This is a genomic window from Galenea microaerophila (assembly GCF_054657255.1).
Genome location: NZ_BAAHWZ010000001.1, coordinates 889,519 through 907,735, shown reverse-complemented (window position 1 = coordinate 907,735; position 18,217 = coordinate 889,519). Strand labels below are relative to the sequence as shown.

Here is an 18,217-nt window from a genome sequence, read left to right as displayed (position 1 = left end):
CGACATGCCAAAAAGAACAGATATAAAAAGTATTCTCATTATTGGTGCCGGCCCCATTATTATTGGTCAGGCAAGTGAATTTGATTACTCTGGGGTCCAAGCGTGTAAAGCGTTGAAAGAAGAAGGGTACCGAATTATTTTGGTGAACTCCAATCCCGCGACCATTATGACGGATCCGGAGTTAGCGGATGCCACCTATATTGAGCCCATTGAGTGGAAAACCGTTGAGCAGATTATCGCTAAAGAGCGTCCAGATGCCATTTTACCGACGATGGGCGGACAAACTGCGCTCAATTGTGCCTTGGATCTATATGAGCATGGCGTATTGGAAAAATATGGCGTCGAGTTGATCGGGGCGAATGCCGATGCGATTGATAAGGCAGAAAACCGAGATCGCTTCCGTCAAGCGATGGAGAAGATCGGTCTAGATATGCCGAAATCTGCAGTCGCGCATAATATGGAAGAGGCGTGGGAGATTCAACGGGAAGTTGGTTTTCCAACGGTGATTCGTCCCTCCTTTACCCTGGGCGGTTCTGGCGGCGGGATTGCTTATAACAAAGAAGAGTTTGAACAGATCTGTAAATTTGGTTTAGAGCTTTCGCCGACGAATGAGCTGTTAATTGAAGAATCCATTCTTGGGTGGAAAGAGTATGAGATGGAGGTGGTGCGCGATAAAAATGATAACGCCATCATTGTCTGCTCCATCGAAAACTTGGATCCTATGGGGGTGCATACAGGGGATTCGATCACCGTGGCGCCCGCCCAGACGTTAACGGATAAAGAGTATCAAATCATGCGAGATGCCTCTTTGGCCGTATTGCGTGAAATCGGGGTAGAAACAGGTGGTTCGAATGTACAGTTCTCAATTAATCCTGAAACGGGTCGCATGATTATTATTGAGATGAACCCCCGAGTATCGCGCTCTTCCGCTTTGGCTTCGAAAGCGACCGGTTTCCCAATTGCCAAAATTGCAGCGAAATTAGCGGTAGGTTATACCCTAGATGAACTGTCTAATGAGATTACCGGTGGGGCAACTCCCGCTTCTTTTGAGCCGACCATTGATTATGTGGTGACCAAAGTACCACGCTTTACGTTTGAAAAATTCTCACAAGCGCAAGATCGTTTGTCAACGCAGATGAAGTCCGTTGGGGAAGTAATGGCGATGGGACGCAACTTCCAAGAGTCACTGCAAAAAGCATTGCGTGGTTTAGAGACTGGCAAGGATGGTCTTGATGAGGTGATGGACCTTGCCAATATGGATGAAAAAGAGATTAAGGATGTCTTGCGTCGGGAATTAAGAGATCCTGGTTCAGAACGTTTATGGTATGTTGCTGATGCGTTTAGAGCGGGATGGGACGCAGATGAGATCTATGAGATCAGTAAAATCGATCCGTGGTTCTTGGCGCAAATTGAAGAGTTGGTTGACATGGAGGATGATCTAAAGCAGCGTGGATTAGAAGCGTTAGATGAAGATCTATTACGTCAATTGAAGCGTAAAGGGTTCTCTGACCGTCGTTTGGCCAAACTGCTCAATACAGACAGCGCCTTTATTCGCAAATTCCGTCATACGCTTGGCGTGCGACCTGTCTATAAGCGGGTCGATACCTGTGCGGCTGAGTTTGAAACTTCCACGGCATATCTCTACTCTACTTATGATGAAGAGTGCGAAGCCAATCCTACAGACCGTGAAAAGATCATGATTTTAGGGGGTGGGCCTAACCGCATTGGTCAAGGGATTGAGTTTGATTACTGTTGTGTGCATGCAGCGATGGCGATGCGAGAAGATGGTTATGAGACCATTATGGTGAACTGTAATCCAGAAACGGTTTCAACCGATTATGACACTTCCGATCGCCTCTATTTTGAACCGCTTACGCTAGAAGATGTGTTAGAGATTGTGGAAGTTGAACAGCCCAAAGGGGTGATTGTGCAGTATGGAGGGCAAACCCCTTTAAAATTGGCAGAGGATTTGGAGGCTGCCGGGGTCCCTATCATTGGCACTTCGCCAGAGTCAATTGACTTGGCTGAAGACCGTGAGCGCTTCCAACAACTCTTGGAAAGTTTAGAACTTCGTCAACCTCCTAACCGCACAGCGCGTTCTGAAGAGCAGGCTTTGGCATTGGCCAATGAAATCGGCTATCCATTGGTGGTTCGCCCTTCTTATGTATTGGGTGGGCGCGCCATGGAAATTGTTTATAGTGATGCGGACCTATCGCGTTATATGACAGAAGCGGTCAAGGTCTCGAATGATTCCCCTGTTTTGCTCGACCGCTTTTTAGATGATGCGATTGAGTTGGATGTGGATGCCATTTGCGATGGTGAAAAAGTGGTGATTGGCGGGGTGATGGAGCATATTGAGCAAGCCGGTATTCACTCTGGTGACTCGGCTTGTTCATTGCCGCCTTATAGTATTCCCGCGCACATTCAAGATGAGATTCGTGATCAGGTCAGCAAGATGGCGAAAGCGTTGGATGTGGTCGGTTTAATGAATACTCAGTTTGCGGTCAAGGGGGATGATATTTATGTGCTAGAAGTCAACCCTCGTGCATCGCGAACCGTGCCTTTTGTTTCTAAGGCGATAGGTTATCCTTTAGCGAAAATTGCTGCGCGTTGTATGGCCGGGAAAAAGCTTGAAGATCAAGGGTTCACAGAAGAAGTGAAACCTGATTATTTCTCGGTAAAAGAGGCGGTTTTCCCATTTATTAAGTTCTTAGGTGTCGATCCGATTTTGGGGCCTGAAATGAAATCCACTGGTGAAGTCATGGGGGTAGGGGATACCTTTGGACAAGCTTATTCCAAAGCGCAGTTAGCGGCAGGGACCGAAATTCCACGTTCAGGAACTGCCTTTATCAGTGTGCGTCAAGCCGATAGAGCCAAAGCGGTTGAGCTGGCGAAGCAGCTGATGGAGAAAGGGTTCAATATTGTAGCCACCCGTGGAACCGCTAAGAATCTACAAGAAAACGACATTGAAGTCACGCCGGTGAATAAGGTGACTGAAGGTCGCCCCAATATTGTAGATATGATTGTAAATGATGAGATTGATTTGATTGTGAACACATCGGATGGCTCTGTCAGCATTAAGGATTCATCCAGTATTCGCCGGGAGGCTTTGATGCATAAGGTGTGTTACACCACGACCATGGCCGGTGCATTTGCGTTGGTGGCAGCGATGGATTATTTGGATGATTACACCATCAATTGCCAACAAGATTTACATAACATATAAAGAGACCTTTGCACTAGATGGTTCTACGGCTAAAAAAGCTCGCATCCCACTCATGCAAAGGTCTCATAAAAAATAAAAAGAGGAAAGTATATGCAACAGTTCCCAATGACAAAAGAAGGCGCCGATAAGCTCCAAGAAGAATTGGATCGCTTAAAAAAGGTGGAACGTCCAGCGATCAGTAAAGCCATTGCTGAAGCGAGAGAGCATGGCGATTTAAAAGAGAATGCTGAATATCATGCTGCACGTGAACAGCAAGGATTAATTGAGGCGCGCATTGCGCAAATCGAAGGGCTTTTAGCCAATGCGCAAGTGATTGATGTGACCAAACTTCCGCAAACCGGTAAAGTGGTTTTTGGCACCACAGTGACCTTGCTCAATTTAGACAGTGATGAAGAGGTGACCTATAAAATTGTGGGGCATGAAGAAGCAGACATTGAGCACAATAAAATCTCTGTAGGTTCTCCTATCGCACGCGCTTTAATTGGTAAAGAAGAAGGGGATGAAGCGGTTGTAGAGGCCCCAGGTGGCAATGTCACTTATGAAATTGTAGAGGTACAATATATTTGAGACCTTTGCACGAGATGGTTCTACGGCTAAAAATGGCTAAAATTTCCCCTATCGTTGTTGGAAAACTTGGCAATAGATGGACTATTGCCTGCGTTTCCCGCCTAGATATGGAAAATTTTATCTCATTTTTAGCTCGCATCCCACTCATACAAAGGTCTCATTAGCTTTACCGGCCGTTCATTTATGCGAAGCTTGTTATTGGTGGCTTTAACCATTTTTGTCACCTTAGGTTATATTGCGGTTCCTGTTCTCTTTCAGTTTTTGCCTAAACCTGAAGCAGGTGAGATTGCCGGTGTCTATCTTAATACCGCACATTGGATAATGCTTTTTGCGGTGATTTTAGTTTGGATGCTGGCCGTCAAACGTTTTCAAGGCGCTGAAAAGGTTGGATGGCGCTTACATTTGCCCTGTTTGTTTCTCTTGCTTATGGAATGTGGACAACTGTTCATCATCTCACCAGAGATGAAAGCGCTGAAAGCACAAGCGTTTTTACAAACAGGGCAGCATTTGAGCCAGGCTTCTTCTCAGTGGGCGCATTTTGCGATGCTCCATGGGATTTCACAGCTGCTCTATCTAACAAGTTGTTTGCTTGTGCTTTATTGTTTTTTCGCTCTCACTCGGTTGCAGCGTGCGACAGTCCTATAAATTATCTTTATCGTATTTATTTATTTTCTAATGGGGAAAGTGAGCGTTTTCCCTTGCAAACGATTTATAAAAACGAGAAAATAGCATTGTTAAAGAAAATATTAACCCCTACTGGAGAGATTGAATGAACCACTCTATTAAAGCGCTATTTGTTGCTGCCATTGCAGCCGTTTCATTGAATGCTAACGCTTCTGTTTATGATGATTGTATTGCAGATGGTCAAGCAGTTGTGAAAACGACCAAAGAAAAAGGAGCAGAAGCCGCTCATGAACTTAAGCAAAAAACAACTGTTGAGCAGTGTTTTGCAGAGTTGAATAAAATTGAAGCTAAATATGGTGATAAAACGAAAGCGAAGAACCCCTCTTATGTGATGACAAAAGAAGATCGCGCAAAGTGGGCAAAACTGTTCTCTGCAATTGATGCTAAGCAGTTCCGTGGTGTTCCTTATCTACAAGCTGCTTATTATGGTAAACAGAAGTAAGTTTTAATTTGTTTGTTATTGGAAGCCGGCTTTTGCCGGCTTTTTTGTTTAACCTAATTTAAAAGTTTAACGATTGATAATGTCCTCTAATTTCTTTCAGCAAGTCTATCACTGTTTAATGGCGCAAGATATTGATCAGAAGGTGCGCCTTTTAGATCAGATTCAGCAAGCCTTTGCGGAGGATCAGTTCACTTTTAATGCGATTCCGGTCGAACGCATTCCAGAGCCTGGCCGTCCAGTTAAACCTAAATTGGTGCCACCTAAGCAGTTGCCGAGACGTCGTTTAGGCTCCAGGGAGGGGTTAGGGGCACTGATGCATGCGATTACACATATTGAATTTAATGCGCTTAATTTAGCACTGGATGCGCTCTATCGTTTTCAACAGATGCCGATGGCCTATTATGTAGACTGGTTACGGGTTGCGACGGAAGAGGGGTATCACTTTCAGATGGTGCGTGAGCATTTGGCAGAATTGGGCTATGAATATGGGGATTTTCCTGCTCATAATGGTCTCTGGCTGAGCACCTATGAAACAGATCATGATGTTTTGGCGCGTATGGCTCTGGTGCCTAGAACGCTTGAAGCGCGAGGTTTAGATGTGACGCCTGATATGATTCATAAGTTGCGTGCAGTGGGGGATAAACGCGGCATCGAGATTTTAAAAGTGTTGCTGCATGATGAGATTGGGCATGTCGCAGTTGGCACACGCTGGTTTCGTTATGCGTGTGAACAAAGAGGGCTAAATCCTTTTACCACTTTTCAGCAATTGCTCGATTCGCATTATCATGGTGAGTTAAGGGGTCCCTTTAATTATGAAGCGCGTCGTGAGGCCGGCTTTAGCGATGAAGAACTTGCGTGGTTAGCACAAATGGATTCAGCCTCCTGCACAAAGTCAACATGATGCGTCATTTTCAAAAATTGCCTGAAAAAAAGCGTTTGCATATTCAAACCCGACATCAGGTTGCGATTGAGCATTTTGGTTATCGACCGCAAGCCCTGTTTTGGAAAGATGAAGAGGTGCAGAAAATTCGATTTCAAGTGTTGAGCGAAGTGATTCAACATTTGCCTGAAGTTACAGCTCCGCTCAATATTTTGGATATTGGTTGCGGTTTTGGGGATCTTTACCCTTTTTTACAGCAGCAATTGCAGGCAGGCGCATTTCCTGAATTTGAGTATTTAGGTATCGATATTACCCCTGCCATGGTCGAGAGCGCAAGGTTCCAATATCCAGGTATTCAGGTGAAGCAAGGGGAGTTGATGGATTTTGACTTTACCGAAAATCAATTTGATTTGGTGATGCTTTCAGGCGCGCTTAATGAACCTTTTGCAGAGGCAGAATCTTATGTGAAACAGGTGATTCAGCAGGCTTACCACATCGCGAGTTTAGGTTTCGCCTTTAATTTATTAGACAACCGTCATGAAGAGGTGGCTAAGGCAAATAATCTACAGGGTTATGAACCTGATGCGATGATGGCGTTTTGTCAGACTTTTGCGAAGAAAGTGGTACGGGTCGAAGGCTATTTACCCAATGATTTTACCCTTTATTTGTTGAAGTAAATTTTAGATCTTTCTTTCGTGGGATATTTAAGGGTAGGTAATATTTTTTGGCTTTAAAGGGTCGAATAGGCCTTTTTTGAGGGGCAGGGCTGGGGATTTTGGCATTTTTTTCGTTCCGTACCAGCTTTTCAATGGACCATTCAATATGGGTGCGTGCAACGGCATCAGCTTTGTGAATTTTCTGTTGTAAAGCTTTGATTGCTGTAGGCCCCAAATCACTATTGCCTAGAGCGATGGCGAGATTTCGCAGCCATTGTTGATAGCCGATGCGACGAATGGGGGAGCCGGCCATTCTATCTAAAAATTGCTGTTCTTCCCATTGCCAAAGGTCCAGTAGTGTGGCTTTGTCTAGTTGGTGCCGGGGGGAGAAATCCGCTTCTTGAGACCATTCAGCAAACCGATTCCAAGGGCAGACCAGCTGACAATCATCGCACCCATAGATGCGATTGCCCATTTTTTCACTTAATTCACGTTCAATTACGCCGCTGTACTCAATGGTTAAATAGGAGATGCAGCGACGGGAATCGACCACGCCATTGTCAACAATGGCTTGGGTTGGGCATTCCACGATACAGGCTGTGCATGGACCGCAGCCTTGTTGTGTAAAAGGGGGATCTGCAGGCAGTTCAATATTGACAAACAGTTCCCCTAAAAAAAACCAAGAGCCGGCACGTGGATGAATAATTAGGCTGTTTTTGCCAATAAACCCTAAGCCTGCTTGCTCCGCGATCGGACGCTCCAAAACGGGTGCACTGTCGCTAAAAGCGCGGTATTGCAGTTCTGGCACCTCAGTTTTTATTTTTTCCGCTAACTGTTGCAGTTTTTTTCGCATCAGTTTGTGGTAATCCCGACCGAGGGCATAACGAGAAATATAAGCATGGTCTGCTTGGTGTAAGAGGGCTGTGGGGGCTTCGCCTTCAGGTCGGTAATATGGATAACGCACACTGATTAAGCTGAGCGTGCCGGGCACCAATTCGCTTGGGCGGGTGCGTTTCGTTCCGTGGCGGCTCATATAGTCCATGGTGCCGTGATAGCCTTGTTTGAGCCAATCAAAATAGTGGGGTTCATATTGGCTGAGGTCAGGCTGGGTTATTCCCACATCGGCAAAGCCCAGCGATAGGCCCCATTGTTTGATTTTCTGAGCAAGCGATTGATTTGGTTGTGGCATCATGTTCAAATAGTGATAAAGATCTTTATAAGTTTAACAAAGTTAGTAGTTTGAATATGGAAAGTATTGAAGCGCCCGCGCAGCGTTTGCGTTTTATTTTAGAAGATGAGCACGCCAGTCAAGCATTTGCGATACAGATGGCAGAGGCCCTAAAGCAAACCAAACTTTGGCAGCAAGGTTTAGTGGTGCACCTTTTGGGGGATTTAGGGGCGGGGAAATCATTTTTAGTTCGCAGTTTAATTCAGGCCTTTGCACCCGAACAGAAGGTGAAAAGTCCGACTTATACCTTGGTGGAGAGCTATTCACTATCGTTTGATGCAGAGACTTTTACCGTTCACCATTTTGATCTATATCGCCTCTGCGATCCTGAAGAATTGGCTTTTTTGGGGGTTAGAGATTTATTGACGCCGCCTTTTATTGCCTTGATTGAATGGCCACAAAAAGGGGCAGATTGGACACCTGAAGCGGATCTATTGATCCATTTGCAACCAATAACCGTCCATGAAAAAGTGGGACGTGCATTAACGATGGAAGGGGCAACTCAACAGGGTGTGCAGCTATTGAGTACATTAGAAAAAAATAATCTTGAGCAGGTTTGAATTTGTTTATAAGTCTATGTGCACAATGCTTAGGGTGTTTACGAAAAATTGACACCTCGATCTTATTTTTTCGTATGTTCTAAATTTTATTGATCTTCTTTTCCCAAATAATAAAAAGGGGTGGCGTAACAGCAGGCGCCTTGTTACTAGGGTGATGAGCGCGTTATTATGCGCTTTTGGATGCTCGACTCAGCACAGACTCAGCGTCATCAAAGGTTCTATTTTAAGTAAAAAATTCATTCTGGCATCTATGTTGCTTTTTTGGTGTTGAGCCTCTTCACTATGGACAGCTAAGTTAATAACCAAAAGGGTTCGTCAAGGGATTGTCAGCTATGTTGAATATAAAAATGATGAATAAATATGCAGAACAGATGTATAAAATTTGTTTTTTTAGCCTTAAAAAGATAAAGGCGCTCACTTATATAGGGCTTGGCCTATTCTTACAATTTTTATGGGTCAATGCGGCTCAAGCAGCGCCTGAGTTAAACCATGTTCGCGTTGGACAACATCTGGATAAATCGCGAGTGGTTTTTGAGATTAAACGTAATCAGGGCTTTGAGATCCATACCTTAGATCATCCACCGAGAGTGGTTGTGGATTTTAAAAAGGCTCAAAATCATCTCACATTCACCCGTAAAAAGTTCAAGGAAGATCGGTTTATTCAGCGAGTGCGTGTTAAGAATCAATTACATCGACCTGAAAAACGCATCCGCGTGGTCTTAGATTTAAAGCGCTCAGTAGATTATCGTTATTTTACTTTGGGTAAGAATGCGCGCGGTAATGAAAGGGTGGTTATTGACCTTTTTACAAAGCCTGTTCAGCAAGCCAAAACAGCAAAAAAGCCAGCAAAAAAACAGCCGAAAGTTTTAGCTAAAGTGAAGAAAGTCAAATCAAAGACAAAGGTAGCCAAAAAGGCCAAGCCTATTCAGGTTGTCTCGAAGACTTCAAACTCAAAACCTGTGGCCAGACAACATCCAACGCATCCACATCCTGCTTTTGATTCAGAAACGCAGGCATTGTTGAAAAATTTTACCCAGGCGCCTTTGCATAAGAAAAAAACATTGGTTGTCGCCATTGATCCCGGCCATGGTGGGAAGGATACAGGTGCCATTGGCCCACATAAAACTTATGAGAAAACGGTGACCTTAGCGATTGCTAAACGGTTAAAACGCTATATTGATGCGCAGCCAGGTATGCGAGCGGTTTTGACTCGCGATAGAGATATTTTTATCCCACTTAAAAAACGGGTTGAAATTGCCCATCGTAAACATGCAGATCTTTTTGTTTCGATTCATGCCGATTCATATCCAGCCAAAAAAGTTAGAGGGGGTTCTGTGTATGTGCTTTCGACCAAGGGGGCCAGTAGTCTCATGGCCAAATTGTTGGCCAATAGTGAAAATGCCAATTTAATGGATCCCAAATTATTGAGCCAAAAAAATAAAGATGTGGCTTTTGCGCTCAGTGACATGGCACGCGAAGCCAATATTCGCGCGAGTCGTAAGCTGGCGCAAAATGTGTTATTTGAAATGCAAAAAAGCGTGGCAGTGCATAAGCATCAAGTCCAGTCTGCCAATTTTGCCGTTTTAAAATCGATTGACATTCCTTCATTATTGATTGAAACCGCCTTTATTTCAAACCCATCTGAAGAGCGGAAATTAACTAAACGTTATTTCCAAACGAAATTGGCGAAGTCCATCGTTAGAGGTGTCAAACGTTTTGTTCACAACAGAGCAGATGAACCTATCTGGGGAGAAACCATGTTCGTACATTACCGTGTACAAAAAGGGGATACGCTCTCTGAAATTGCAGCGAACTATAAAATTTCGGTCAAACAACTCAAACGCTTGAACCATATTCAGAATGCGAATCAGCTGTATGCTGGGAAAAAATTACGCATTCCATTAAACGGAAAATTATTAGCCGGTCTCTAAGAGGTCTCACCCTTAGAGTGCAAATGATCGTTAAGAAAATGCTATAAAATATATGGTATTTATGTCGATAATGTTTTAAGATTGAAACTGCGTTGAGGGAGGAAAACGTAAAAAAGTAGGGTAGATATTTTTCTGCTTTTAGACTTTTAAGAGCAAAGGCAAATGATGAGGACTCGCCTTAAAACAGATCAATTAATTATGCATCTGAGTAATCAGGGTATGTCTTTTGCTATCTATTTTGGTAGTGTGGTCTCCCTTTTTTCTTCATGGATGATCCATAATCATATTTTTCACAGCCCTCCGATTTTTGCATCGATCAACTTTTATTGTGGACTGGCTTATCTGTTGATTGGTGCGGCTTTAACGCGTTTTCCTCGCCTACGGACACTGATGATTGTACTTTTACTATTGGTTGGCTTTATCCAGCTTTCCTTGGTGAATCTTTATATGACCGATAATCCGTTTCGTGCGTTTTGGTTTCCTTTGTATATTATTTTTTTATATCTGTTTATTGCCCCTTGGGCGGGGCTCATCGCTGCTGGGCTTTCGATGATTTCGCTTTTTGTGTTTCCCCGTCTATTTTTAGGAGAACCCATTGCCAACCTTCATGGGGAAATTGTTTTGGGATTCTTAATTATGGGTATGGTTGTGATCGGGCAATTGGTTTCTTGGAAAATGCAGCAAGCGAATGAATTAATTCATAATCAAATGAAATCGTTGCAACAATTAAGTCAAACCGATGAGATGACTGGACTTTTAAATCGGCGAGGGCTTTATGAAGAAGCGCATCATATTATGGAGGTTCATCAGCGCCGACGCGCCCCTTTTATTGTGGCCATCATGGATATCGATTATTTTAAACAGATTAATGATAACTTTGGCCATCAAATTGGAGATAGAGCCATTCAGAAGCTGGCAAAGCTTTTGCAAGAGTCAGTTCGAGCATCCGATTTAGTGATCAGGCTGGGCGGGGATGAGTTTGTGGTTTTGTTAGTGTTTACGGATTATGAAGGCGGGCGCGCTTGGGCAAAGAAATTTCAAAATGATCTCCGATCATCAGAAATAAAGCCAGATAACAATAGCATACTTCATTTTACCGTTTCGATAGGGATGACTCGTTATCGGAGGGATGATCAATCACTCGAGGATCTGTTGAAAGAAGCGGATGCGGCACTTTATCAGGCAAAAGAAGCGGGTCGAAACAGTGTTGTTTTCTATCATCAACAGGTTCAACCAATATCAGCTTCTACAACAGCTCATTGTTGACAAATAAAGGCTGCACATCGTGGGTATAAATTGGCTTAAATGCGCTTTGATTGGGTATTCAGAGCTGTAATCAAAGCGCGTTTTCGAGTGGCTAACGCAAAGTTTGCATGACCTTTTCTGCAGCGGCAATGGTGGTTTCAATATCTTCGTCACTGTGTGCGGCTGAGATAAAGCCAGCTTCAAAGGCAGAGGGAGCGAGATAGATGCCTTCGTCTAACATACCATGATAGAACTGTTTGAACTGTTCCATATTGCCTTGAGTGACTTGGTCAAAGCGACGCACTGCTTTATTGGGATTAAAGAAATAACCGAACATCCCGCCGACTTGATTGGTGGTGAATGCAATCCCAGCTTTATCTGCAGCGGCTTGGAATCCAGCCATCAATTTTTTGGCTTTGGCATCTAAGGTTTCAAAGAAGCCAGGTTGTTGAATCAGTTGTAAAGTTTTCAGCCCAGCGGCCATCGCGAGCGGGTTACCCGATAAAGTACCGGCTTGATAAACTGGACCGAGTGGGGCAATTTTTTCCATAATTTCCTGTTTGCCACCAAAAGCGCCTACAGGCATGCCGCCGCCAATGACCTTGCCATAGGTGGTCAAATCGGGGGTTATGCCATAACGTCCTTGAGCCCCTGTTAAATCAACACGGAAGCCGCACATCACTTCATCAAAAATCAGTACACTGCCATGTTGGTCGCAGACTTCACGTAAGGTTTCTAAAAAGCCCGTTTCAGGCGGGATACAGTTCATATTGCCAGCAACGGGTTCAACAATAATGCAGGCAATTTCATCCCCCATTTCCTCAAAGACAGCTTTTACTTGTTCTGCATCGTTATAGCGTAGGGTTAACGTCAGTTCGGCTAAGGCAGCAGGTACGCCAGGAGAAGAGGGTTCCCCTAAAGTTAAGGCACCGGAGCCGGCTTTGACCAATAGGGAATCTGAATGACCATGATAACAGCCTTCAAATTTGACAATTTTGTCGCGTCCGGTGTAACCACGGGCTAAGCGAATGGCACTCATGGTGGCTTCCGTGCCGGAGCTGACCATGCGCACCATATCGATAGAGGGGATGAGTTCGCAGACTAAGTCGGCCATTTCGGTTTCTAATGCTGTCGGCGCACCAAAGCTCAACCCTTTTTCAGCCTGTTTTTGCACCGCTTCAACCACTTCAGGATGCGCATGCCCTAGAATGGCGGGTCCCCAAGAGGCGACATAATCAATATATGAGTTAATGTCTTCATCAGTGAGATAGGCGCCTTTGGCCGCTTTAAAAAAAATGGGATCGCCGCCTACGCCTTTAAAGGCGCGTACGGGTGAATTGACCCCGCCAGGAATGTGTTTCTGTGCTTGTGCAAACAGTTGATGGGAATGTTGTGTTGAGTGTGTCATATCATTTCCTCATTAAAATCTCAAATTGTTGTGCTGCAAATTGTTTATCTGCTTGACCAAAGACAGCATGAATGACGGCGAGCGCATCAGCACCTGCGGCAAGCAGTTCGGGGGCATTGTCAGGCGTGATCCCTCCAATGGCAACGATGGGAATAGAGAGTTCAGATTTCGCTTGCTTTAGCGTAGCAAGTTCCGCTGCAGGGGCATTAGGTTTGGTTTGAGAAGGGAAAAAACGACCAAATGCGACATAATTGGCTCCCAAAGCGGCCATCTGTTTGGCACGTGATAAATCATTGTAGCAGGAGACGCCAATCATGGCATGGGGTCCCAGAGCTTGCCGAGCACATCTAATATCCGCATCATTTTTGCCAATATGTACCCCATCGGCTCCGATGAGTTTGGCCAGTTCAATATCATCATTAATAATAAAGGTCGCACCATACTGCTGGCAGAGGGATTGCAAATATTTGGCGTTCGCCAATTTATCTAAATCACCACTGACTTTGTCACGATACTGTACCACTTTTGCCCCCCCTTTCAGGGCGGCTTCCACATCTGTTAGCAGTTGTGTGCCGGGAGAAAGGTGGGGATCGGTAATGACATAGAGGCCTTGAATGGAAGCGGTCATTTAATCTGAGGACTCATCTGCTTAATGCGAGCTTCCACTTGTTGAAAATCCAGTTCTCCAATTTTTTGATAGACAATTTTGCCATTGGGCGCAATCAAAAAACTGGTGGGGGTGAGCTGAACGCCGCCAAAAGCTTCGGCGATTTTGCCCTCACTATCCATCACATAGGTAAAGGGATAGTCGTGATTTTGAATAAACTTTTGTACCTGAGATTGAGGGTCATAAGCCATGGAGACGGCGATCAGTTCAAATCGGTCTCCGAGACGCTTTTTCATTTCAGCCAGATGCGGCATTTCCATCACACAGCCTGGACAAGACGTCGCCCAGAAATTGACCAGCACCGGCTTTTTCGGTTTGGCTAAATTGAGCGTTTGCCCCTGCGCCGTTTGGATTTTGAGCGCAGGTGCTTGGCCTAAGCCATCGGAAAAAACGGTGAGATAGACCAAGGTGCCTAATAGCGCAACGACGAGAAGCGTAAAAATCTTGCTACTGAGCTTTTGCATAGCGTTTACTCAGTCACCACTTCTACCCCATTGGGGGTGCCATAGAGGATAACATCTGCTTTACGGCGTGCAAAGAGACCATTGGTCACCACACCTACAATGTTATTGAGTTCGGTTTCAAGCCCCACAGGATCAACAATTTGCAGCCCGTGTACATCTAGAATCACATTACCGTTATCGGTGATAAAATTTTCACGCCATACGGGTTCACCCTGAAAGCGTTTGACAATCTCTCTAGCCACATAGCTGCGCGCCATTGGAATGACTTCAATAGGCAGTGGAAATTTGCCAAGCAGATCCACTTTCTTCGATTCGTCAGCAATACAGACAAACTTATCCGCCACAGCGGCGACAATTTTTTCTCGTGTTAGAGCACCGCCACCACCTTTCGTAAGGTGTAGATGGCGATCAGCTTCATCGGCGCCATCAATATAGACGGAGATTTCTGCGACGCTGTTGAGGTCAAGGACAGGAATACCGTGAGACTTTAGACGTTCTGCCGAAGCTTCAGAGCTGGCGACAGTGCCTTCAATCTTATGTTTGATTTTGGCCAGTTCATCAATAAAGTAGTTGGCTGTGGAGCCAGTGCCCACGCCAATTACAGTATCCGGCACCACATACTCGATTGCGGCTTTGGCCACCATTTGTTTCATTTCATCTTGTGTCATGAGGAGACTCCTTTAACGATTTTTTGGATGCGTCTATTTTAATCAAAATAGGTGGCTAAAAGCTATTTTTGTGTTTGCGCAGGCTGATGATGTGCCTGACCACCGGGGGCATCCATAATCATGGGTGCGGGTTGCACTTTTGGCGCTTGATGAATTAGCTTAGGTGGCAGACTGCCTTTTTTGCGCTCCATCACATCAACAACCATTCCCGTCTGCGTGACCACATAGTGTTTAGGATAAACATGAACCGCTTTATAGACAAAAGGTCGAATTTGACGCACGCCTTCTTTGAGCGGTTTGCCATTGGCCATATACATGCCGCACGTGGTCATCCCTTTTTCGATATGATGATGTTGGATTTGGTGTTTTTTAACGTCTTTATAGTCTTTAAACCCAAGTTGTGCACGCCGCTCTAACTCTTTCACAATCGCTTTTTTCTGTTTTTCATTAGGATTGTTATAGTAGTTTCCACAGAGGTCTAGCGTCCGACTTTGCGTAAGGTCTTTGCCTAAAGGACGGATTTCGGCTTGAGCGGGGGTGGATAAAAAAAGCCCAGTTAGCATCAGGCTGGAAATTAAGGTAACAGTTTGTTTTCTCATAGATTTTCCTTCTTTTTGAGAGAATATATTATAGCAACTATTTCCGTGATCTCTGATTATTTTAAGGATTTATTCAGGATTGTCGTCAGGACGGGGAAAGGGTTTTTGGCTGATTTGATAGGCGAAAGCGAGGATTTGGGCGACGGCTTCAAATAAGGCTTCTGGGATTTCTTGATCCAGCTCAACTTGCGCGAGTAGTTCCACCAGCTCGGTCTCTTGTTGAATCGGAATATTGTGAGCTTGCGCCAGTTTAAGAATTTGCTCTGCCAGCAGCCCAGCCCCTTTGGCAGTGACCTTTGGGGCGCCGGTGCCATCATATTTTAAAGCGACCGCTTTTTTAAGATCGTGTTTGCTCATAGCGTAATATCAATTAAATTGGGCAAAGGTTGCTTGTCGGTTTCTGGTGGTGCTTGTAAATAATTGAGCTGTTTTAATTGAATGCCAGCCGCTTCTAGTTGCTGCTTTAAGGTGGCTTCTTGGCTGGCAATCTGCCCCCTCAGTGATGGCGATTCAACCCAAAGGGTTAGCCATAATTCATTGTGGGCATTGAAATGTAAAAGATTCTGCCAAAGCCCCTCTTCGGTTTCAAGATTTAAAGTCAGATGCCAGCTTTGAGGGTCGGCTTCAGGATGCGCACGTACCTGAAGGCTGATCTGTTTAAAGTAAGGATTGGGGGTCAAGGGCAAATCGGTGATCCACCATGGATTTTCCAGGCTCTGAATTTGATTAAGGGTGATGCGATTGAGCATTTTATCGATCAAACTTTTGGTTTTTTCGAGCCCAGGTTCTGAAGGAGATGTTTGCAGCGCACTTTGTAGTTTGAGCAGTTGGGCTTTGAGGTCTTGCTGCGGAGGAGACGCTTTCCCTTGAGCCGCTTGACTGAGTTTGTTTTCAAAAAAAAGTCCGCTGATTTCTGTGGCTTGTTTCAGCTGCTTACCACTCAGGTTTTTTTGTGGTTTTAAGAGCGTATCCAGCAGTTTTTGAATCTGCTGTTGCAAGGAAACAGGCAGTTGTTTAAGAAGCTCGGGTTGTGACAGTTGTTGTAAGGCTTGTGCCAAGGGTTGCATATTGGGCAGCAGTTGGCGATAGAGTTGAGAGGAGGCGGAGGCTTGCGTATTGGTGGCTTGAGCGGGTGTTTGTAATTGAAGCTGTAGTTTGGGTTGGGTGGCAATCACTTTGACGGTGTATTGCTGTCCAGGTTTGACTGGGCTTTGCGTTTCCGCTTGAAAAGTTTGAGATGAGGAAACATGGGGAGCTTGATTGGGCAGGGTAAAGGTTAAGCGATTCCCCTGTAGATTGATCACCTTGATATTCAGCAGTTGACCCGGTTGTAAATTTAAATTTTTGACAGCCGTCGATGCATTCGCTGTTGCCGTTGTCGCACTGCCTGTACCTGATGAGACAGGCGTATTGGAGGGCGTCGCTTGGGGGATGGGCTGGGGGACTTTCATATCGTTATCTTAGCGGATTTGATATAAAGATCATAGCGGGTATTGGGGCTTTGTATGCTGGCACTGGGTTGTGGGCCTTTGAGCGGCGGTGCGCCTTTGGGACGTTTGACCACCACGCGTTTTAGGGCGCACTCTAAGGCGGCTTGCAGTAGAATTTCGCTGTCTTGATCTGGTCCGACCAGCTGCTGCAGTGCCTGCATCCCTTTTTTTACGGCGGCTTTTTTCTTTTTTTCTGGATACATCGGATCCAGATAGATGACATCCGCTGCGGGCAGTTGGGGTATCAGTTCAGCGGCCGCCCCACAGTGGAGTTGCATTTTGGCCACGATGCTTTGCACTTCGGGTAAAGCGCACTGTTGTCCTCGAATCAGCGCATCTTCAATTAAACTCGCGACCACAGGATGGCGCTCAATCAGGGTGACACTGCCAGAAAATGCGTGTTTTTCCATTAAGGAGGCAAAAACAAAACTGTCACCGGCGAGCCCCGCTGTGGCATCGATAATGGAAAAATCTTCATATTTATGAAAACCAACCGCCTTGGCTAAGGGTTGCCCTTTCCCACCGCCGAATTTGAGGCGATGGAGCAGTTTTCCAGAACAGAAATCAATGGAAATGGCTGTTTTAGGGTCGCTAAAGAGGGCGAGCCGATTCTGTTGCCAACCCAGTTGCATGCCATTGGATGGAAACGCTTCCGTGCACAGTGGCAGCTGGAGTTGCGCTTGCAGTTCAGCGACGGTTTTTTGTTGAGGCAGTAGGGTGTCGGGGGCTTGTGGCGCGAGACAGAGTTTCATAGTGGATAAACAAATTGAGCGATTAGCGGGTTGTGGTCAGAACATTGTGGCACATTTAACGCTTGGGCTTGAATCAAATTAAGACCGCGGTAGTAGATATGATCCAATGGGTGATGGTGAATGGACTTAATGTGTTGCGGGGTTTCAATAGGCGCTTTTTGCAGTTGATATTGTTCAAGACAGTCGTCCAGTAGCTGACTGCGCTTTTGTGACCAAGTGTTAAAATCTCCGGCGACAATCAAGGGATTTTCGAGGTCTGAGATTAGACTGAGAAGGCGTTGTAACTCTTTTTTAAAAAAAACATAGGGTACAAAAATCATCGCATGCAGATTAAGCAGATAGAGCGGGGTCTGATCAGGTAAAAAATGGGCGGTGAGTAAGGCGCTCTTATGCGTGAGTAGCCCTAGCTCTCGCCGTTGGGTGAGAAATTGCTCTATGCATTGCATTTGATAGTTGCTGGCCGTAATCACGCCATAGTGCTGTGTTTTACCTTGCATATTACAGCTCATGGCATAGGGTAAATTTAAGTAGCTGTGTTCAGGATGCTGAATCACAGCTTCTTGCAATGCATAGAGATGAATAGGTGTGTGGCTGAGAACGGGGATCAGTTGCTGGAGTTTTTCAGGGGACAGTTGTTCCGTGGCGGTTTTTTGAAGGTTCCACACCAAAAGATTAAAACGGCTGGGCAGTGGCTGTGCTGCAGCTTGCAAAGGGGGATGTGTGGGTTGTTGTTTAGGTTTAAGCATGATG

At 45.2% G+C, this 18,217-nt stretch carries 19 protein-coding genes; 9 read left to right on the top strand and 10 right to left on the bottom strand.

The window, feature by feature from the left end; translation table 11 throughout:
- Positions 1-4 precede the first annotated feature (4 nt).
- The 6 genes from carB to ACYQ05_RS04405 all read left to right on the top strand — a co-directional run bounded on the left by carB (position 5) and on the right by ACYQ05_RS04405 (position 6,476).
- Positions 5-3,226: a carbamoyl-phosphate synthase large subunit gene (gene carB / locus ACYQ05_RS04430; protein ID WP_459818707.1), complete on the top strand. Its 3,222-nt coding sequence runs from the start codon at positions 5-7 to the stop codon at positions 3,224-3,226.
- A 90-nt stretch (positions 3,227-3,316) separates the two neighbouring features.
- Complete coding sequence (gene greA / locus ACYQ05_RS04425) at positions 3,317-3,793, top strand: transcription elongation factor GreA (RefSeq protein WP_459818705.1); 477 nt, start codon at positions 3,317-3,319, stop codon at positions 3,791-3,793.
- A 183-nt stretch (positions 3,794-3,976) separates the two neighbouring features.
- Complete coding sequence (locus ACYQ05_RS04420; protein ID WP_459818704.1) at positions 3,977-4,438, top strand: DUF4149 domain-containing protein; 462 nt, start codon at positions 3,977-3,979, stop codon at positions 4,436-4,438.
- Positions 4,439-4,562: 124 nt separating this feature from the next.
- Positions 4,563-4,919, top strand: a complete 357-nt coding sequence (locus tag ACYQ05_RS04415; RefSeq protein WP_459818702.1) for a hypothetical protein — start codon at positions 4,563-4,565, stop codon at positions 4,917-4,919.
- A 79-nt stretch (positions 4,920-4,998) separates the two neighbouring features.
- On the top strand, positions 4,999-5,820 hold the full coding sequence (locus ACYQ05_RS04410) for a ferritin-like domain-containing protein (RefSeq protein ID WP_459818700.1): 822 nt from the start codon (positions 4,999-5,001) through the stop codon (positions 5,818-5,820).
- Positions 5,820-6,476: a class I SAM-dependent methyltransferase gene (locus ACYQ05_RS04405; RefSeq protein ID WP_459818698.1), complete on the top strand. Its 657-nt coding sequence runs from the start codon at positions 5,820-5,822 to the stop codon at positions 6,474-6,476. Before ACYQ05_RS04410 ends, ACYQ05_RS04405 begins: the two co-directional genes overlap by 1 nt.
- On the opposite strand, the gene queG is transcribed toward ACYQ05_RS04405, so the two are convergent.
- A complete protein-coding gene (queG, locus tag ACYQ05_RS04400) occupies positions 6,454-7,644 on the bottom strand; it encodes a tRNA epoxyqueuosine(34) reductase QueG (protein ID WP_459818695.1) in 1,191 nt (396 codons plus the stop codon). The genes ACYQ05_RS04405 and queG overlap by 23 nt on opposite strands.
- Before the next feature lie 56 nt (positions 7,645-7,700).
- On the opposite strand from queG, the gene tsaE reads away from it, so the two are divergent.
- The 3 genes from tsaE to ACYQ05_RS04385 all read left to right on the top strand — a co-directional run bounded on the left by tsaE (position 7,701) and on the right by ACYQ05_RS04385 (position 11,440).
- Entirely contained in the window at positions 7,701-8,243 is a 543-nt protein-coding gene (tsaE, locus tag ACYQ05_RS04395) for a tRNA (adenosine(37)-N6)-threonylcarbamoyltransferase complex ATPase subunit type 1 TsaE (RefSeq protein ID WP_459818693.1), read from the top strand.
- Between the two features lie 332 nt (positions 8,244-8,575).
- Positions 8,576-10,174 carry an N-acetylmuramoyl-L-alanine amidase gene (locus tag ACYQ05_RS04390; protein WP_459818691.1) on the top strand — a complete coding sequence of 533 codons (1,599 nt, stop codon included), beginning with the start codon at positions 8,576-8,578 and terminating at the stop codon, positions 10,172-10,174.
- Positions 10,175-10,336: 162 nt separating this feature from the next.
- A complete protein-coding gene (locus tag ACYQ05_RS04385; RefSeq protein ID WP_459818689.1) occupies positions 10,337-11,440 on the top strand; it encodes a GGDEF domain-containing protein in 1,104 nt (367 codons plus the stop codon).
- Positions 11,441-11,531: 91 nt separating this feature from the next.
- Here the strand turns inward: ACYQ05_RS04385 and hemL are convergent, their stop codons facing one another.
- The 9 genes from hemL to ACYQ05_RS04340 form a co-directional block, all read right to left on the bottom strand.
- On the bottom strand, positions 11,532-12,827 hold the full coding sequence (gene hemL / locus ACYQ05_RS04380; protein ID WP_459818687.1) for a glutamate-1-semialdehyde 2,1-aminomutase: 1,296 nt from the start codon (positions 12,825-12,827) through the stop codon (positions 11,532-11,534).
- 1 nt (position 12,828) lies between these two features.
- Entirely contained in the window at positions 12,829-13,455 is a 627-nt protein-coding gene (gene thiE, locus ACYQ05_RS04375) for a thiamine phosphate synthase (RefSeq protein ID WP_459818685.1), read from the bottom strand.
- Positions 13,452-13,958 (bottom strand): TlpA family protein disulfide reductase, encoded by a 507-nt coding sequence (locus ACYQ05_RS04370; RefSeq protein ID WP_459818683.1) that lies wholly within the window; start codon positions 13,956-13,958, stop codon positions 13,452-13,454. The genes thiE and ACYQ05_RS04370 overlap by 4 nt, the downstream gene beginning before the upstream one ends.
- 5 nt (positions 13,959-13,963) lie before the next feature.
- Positions 13,964-14,626: a ribose-5-phosphate isomerase RpiA gene (gene rpiA, locus ACYQ05_RS04365; protein WP_459818681.1), complete on the bottom strand. Its 663-nt coding sequence runs from the start codon at positions 14,624-14,626 to the stop codon at positions 13,964-13,966.
- A gap of 62 nt (positions 14,627-14,688) precedes the next feature.
- Positions 14,689-15,225 (bottom strand): hypothetical protein, encoded by a 537-nt coding sequence (locus ACYQ05_RS04360; RefSeq protein ID WP_459818679.1) that lies wholly within the window; start codon positions 15,223-15,225, stop codon positions 14,689-14,691.
- Between the two features lie 69 nt (positions 15,226-15,294).
- Positions 15,295-15,582: an EscU/YscU/HrcU family type III secretion system export apparatus switch protein gene (locus ACYQ05_RS04355; protein WP_459818677.1), complete on the bottom strand. Its 288-nt coding sequence runs from the start codon at positions 15,580-15,582 to the stop codon at positions 15,295-15,297.
- Complete coding sequence (locus ACYQ05_RS04350) at positions 15,579-16,676, bottom strand: hypothetical protein (protein WP_459818675.1); 1,098 nt, start codon at positions 16,674-16,676, stop codon at positions 15,579-15,581. Before ACYQ05_RS04350 ends, ACYQ05_RS04355 begins: the two co-directional genes overlap by 4 nt.
- On the bottom strand, positions 16,673-17,467 hold the full coding sequence (locus tag ACYQ05_RS04345) for a class I SAM-dependent methyltransferase (protein WP_459818673.1): 795 nt from the start codon (positions 17,465-17,467) through the stop codon (positions 16,673-16,675). Before ACYQ05_RS04345 ends, ACYQ05_RS04350 begins: the two co-directional genes overlap by 4 nt.
- The gene (locus ACYQ05_RS04340; RefSeq protein ID WP_459818671.1) at positions 17,464-18,213 is read right to left on the bottom strand and encodes an endonuclease/exonuclease/phosphatase family protein; all 750 of its coding nucleotides are present in this window, start codon (positions 18,211-18,213) and stop codon (positions 17,464-17,466) included. The genes ACYQ05_RS04345 and ACYQ05_RS04340 overlap by 4 nt, the downstream gene beginning before the upstream one ends.
- Positions 18,214-18,217: the final 4 nt, after the last annotated feature.

What these genes read in the sequence shown, in the direction of transcription:
- carB (WP_459818707.1), top strand. Translation starts at nt 5, where the DNA reads ATGCCAAAAAGAACAGATATAAAAAGTATTCTCATTATTGGTGCCGGC.
- greA (WP_459818705.1), top strand. Translation starts at nt 3,317, where the DNA reads ATGCAACAGTTCCCAATGACAAAAGAAGGCGCCGATAAGCTCCAAGAA.
- ACYQ05_RS04420 (WP_459818704.1), top strand. Translation starts at nt 3,977, where the DNA reads ATGCGAAGCTTGTTATTGGTGGCTTTAACCATTTTTGTCACCTTAGGT.
- ACYQ05_RS04415 (WP_459818702.1), top strand. Translation starts at nt 4,563, where the DNA reads ATGAACCACTCTATTAAAGCGCTATTTGTTGCTGCCATTGCAGCCGTT.
- ACYQ05_RS04410 (WP_459818700.1), top strand. Translation starts at nt 4,999, where the DNA reads ATGTCCTCTAATTTCTTTCAGCAAGTCTATCACTGTTTAATGGCGCAA.
- ACYQ05_RS04405 (WP_459818698.1), top strand. Translation starts at nt 5,820, where the DNA reads ATGCGTCATTTTCAAAAATTGCCTGAAAAAAAGCGTTTGCATATTCAA.
- queG (WP_459818695.1), bottom strand. Translation starts at nt 7,644, where the DNA reads ATGCCACAACCAAATCAATCGCTTGCTCAGAAAATCAAACAATGGGGC.
- tsaE (WP_459818693.1), top strand. Translation starts at nt 7,701, where the DNA reads ATGGAAAGTATTGAAGCGCCCGCGCAGCGTTTGCGTTTTATTTTAGAA.
- ACYQ05_RS04390 (WP_459818691.1), top strand. Translation starts at nt 8,576, where the DNA reads ATGTTGAATATAAAAATGATGAATAAATATGCAGAACAGATGTATAAA.
- ACYQ05_RS04385 (WP_459818689.1), top strand. Translation starts at nt 10,337, where the DNA reads ATGATGAGGACTCGCCTTAAAACAGATCAATTAATTATGCATCTGAGT.
- hemL (WP_459818687.1), bottom strand. Translation starts at nt 12,827, where the DNA reads ATGACACACTCAACACAACATTCCCATCAACTGTTTGCACAAGCACAG.
- thiE (WP_459818685.1), bottom strand. Translation starts at nt 13,455, where the DNA reads ATGACCGCTTCCATTCAAGGCCTCTATGTCATTACCGATCCCCACCTT.
- ACYQ05_RS04370 (WP_459818683.1), bottom strand. Translation starts at nt 13,958, where the DNA reads ATGCAAAAGCTCAGTAGCAAGATTTTTACGCTTCTCGTCGTTGCGCTA.
- rpiA (WP_459818681.1), bottom strand. Translation starts at nt 14,626, where the DNA reads ATGACACAAGATGAAATGAAACAAATGGTGGCCAAAGCCGCAATCGAG.
- ACYQ05_RS04360 (WP_459818679.1), bottom strand. Translation starts at nt 15,225, where the DNA reads ATGAGAAAACAAACTGTTACCTTAATTTCCAGCCTGATGCTAACTGGG.
- ACYQ05_RS04355 (WP_459818677.1), bottom strand. Translation starts at nt 15,582, where the DNA reads ATGAGCAAACACGATCTTAAAAAAGCGGTCGCTTTAAAATATGATGGC.
- ACYQ05_RS04350 (WP_459818675.1), bottom strand. Translation starts at nt 16,676, where the DNA reads ATGAAAGTCCCCCAGCCCATCCCCCAAGCGACGCCCTCCAATACGCCT.
- ACYQ05_RS04345 (WP_459818673.1), bottom strand. Translation starts at nt 17,467, where the DNA reads ATGAAACTCTGTCTCGCGCCACAAGCCCCCGACACCCTACTGCCTCAA.
- ACYQ05_RS04340 (WP_459818671.1), bottom strand. Translation starts at nt 18,213, where the DNA reads ATGCTTAAACCTAAACAACAACCCACACATCCCCCTTTGCAAGCTGCA.